This window comes from Microcystis sp. M49636_WE2 (genome assembly GCF_030065375.1).
Taxonomy (GTDB): Bacteria; Cyanobacteriota; Cyanobacteriia; order Cyanobacteriales; family Microcystaceae; genus Microcystis; species Microcystis aeruginosa_C.
Genome location: NZ_JASJFG010000188.1, coordinates 1 through 1,816, shown reverse-complemented (window position 1 = coordinate 1,816; position 1,816 = coordinate 1). Strand labels below are relative to the sequence as shown.

The 1,816-nt window shown below is 42.3% G+C and carries 3 protein-coding genes; all 3 read left to right on the top strand.

The window, feature by feature from the left end:
• Nucleotides 1-47 precede the first annotated feature (47 nt).
• Nucleotides 48-140, top strand: a complete 93-nt coding sequence (psaM, locus tag PX484_RS04335; RefSeq protein WP_012264462.1) for a photosystem I reaction center subunit XII — start codon at nucleotides 48-50, stop codon at nucleotides 138-140.
• Nucleotides 141-496: 356 nt separating this feature from the next.
• On the top strand, nucleotides 497-847 hold the full coding sequence (locus PX484_RS04330) for a slr1601 family putative cell division protein (protein WP_002803650.1): 351 nt from the start codon (nucleotides 497-499) through the stop codon (nucleotides 845-847).
• A 51-nt stretch (nucleotides 848-898) separates the two neighbouring features.
• Nucleotides 899-1,816, top strand: a 918-nt coding sequence (locus PX484_RS04325) for a glycoside hydrolase family 15 protein (RefSeq protein ID WP_288102974.1), incomplete at its 3' end; no start/stop codon positions are given.

Below are 1,816 nucleotides of genomic sequence, written 5' to 3'. Positions count from 1 at the left end.
ATGTCGGAAAGTATTGGATGAATATCTTTATGAGGAGATAATCAGCAATGCTTTCTGATACTCAAGTTTTAGTCGCTCTGGTAATTGCTTTAATCCCCGGGATTTTGGCTTTTCGTCTAGCGACGGAACTTTATAAGTAAAGTCGCTTTCAATAAACCCTGATCCCGTCTGACCTAGCTATAGGATAGACCGATTGGGGTTTTTTTGGTTATCGGTCATCAGTTATCAGTGATTAGGTGTAAATTGAAAGTAATTAAGTAGGTAGGCGTTAAAAGTTGTCAGATGCCCCCCTTATCAAGGGGGGATTAAGGGGGGATCCCCACCCCCCTTATCAAGGGGGGATTAAGGGGGGATCCCCACCCCCCTTATCAAGGGGGGATTAAGGGGGGATCCCCACCCCCCTGATCAAGGGGGGATTAAAGGCAAAATCCATTTTTAAATTATAACCAGCTACTTAGCCACCTTTCTGACCGATTTTACTTGTACTCATAAATCTATGACCGCACGAACACGAAACCAAACCGACAAAAAAACACCAAAAAAGCCAAAAAGCGGCAATAAATCCCAAAATTGGCAAATTATCGAGATTTGGCTGCGAATTATTGCCTATAGCGGTCTTTCCATCACGGCAGTTTTTGCGATCGCTCGTTTGCTACCCTACCAACAGATGCAACAGGCAAAACTGGAAGAAGTACGTCTGGCAGTCCAAGAAAAGGAGGAACGCGTCAATCAATTACGCGGTCAATTTACTCGCAGCTTCGATCCTAGTCAAGCGCGGCAAGTCATGGGGGAACAAAGTCCCCGACGGGATCCTAATCAAAGACGCATTTTTTGGGTTTCTCAGTAGAATTTATCGGGATAAATTCGTTTTTGAGCAGATTATTGGGGTATTTTGCCGATGCTAGTTGTTCACAACGAAAAAATTCTCGATTTCATTAAATACCGCTACTCTCTGGAGGATATTCAGAGATTATCTGCGTTTTTGTCGGAAAATGATGTCTTGAGTTTTCCCCGGCTAGAAAATGGCTTATTTCCAGCAGCATTAGTCAGTAATGAGACAGAATACACGGGATATGCCAATGTTTGGCTGAGGGATAACGTTTATCTGGCTTATTCTCACTATATTATCGGACAGACAGCGATCGCTGTCAAGAATATTCAGACTTTGATGAACTATTTTCAAAAGTTCCAAAGGCGTTTTATTAATATTATCCAAGGTCGAGTTAATCCTGAAAAGATCATGGAACGTCCTCATATTCGTTTTGAGGGACGTACACTGACGGAAATTGACCAAGTTTGGCAACACGCACAAAATGATGCCCTTGGCTATTTTCTCTGGTTTTATTGTCGTTTAGCACGGGAAAAATATATTCAGCTTTCCCCCCATTGTCTAGAAACAATTGCCCTATTCCCCTTATATTTTCAAGCGATTAGTTATTGGCAGGATGAGGATAGCGGTCACTGGGAAGAAACCCGCAAAATAGAAGCATCTAGCATCGGGGTTGTGGTAGCGGGATTACGCGAATTAAAAAGGTTATTAATCGAGACAGAGATAAATCTCACAGCCGAAAATCGCAGGATTACACCGGCATTTTTAGCGGACTTAATTGAGATAGGAGAACAAGCTTTATACCGTATTTTACCAGCCGAGTGTCTTCTACCAGTAGCGCAGGCAAGAAGTTATGATGCAGCCCTACTTTTTTTGATTTATCCCTTACAAGTGGTGGAGACAAATATCGCCGATCAAATTCTTAATAATGTTATCGTTCACCTTCAGGGAGATTACGGTATTCGTCGCTATTTAGGTGATTCTTTT

Bases quoted from the DNA above. Each gene is read 5' to 3' on its own strand.
- psaM (WP_012264462.1), top strand. From the start codon at position 48: ATGCTTTCTGATACTCAAGTTTTAGTCGCTCTGGTAATTGCTTTAATC.
- PX484_RS04330 (WP_002803650.1), top strand. From the start codon at position 497: ATGACCGCACGAACACGAAACCAAACCGACAAAAAAACACCAAAAAAG.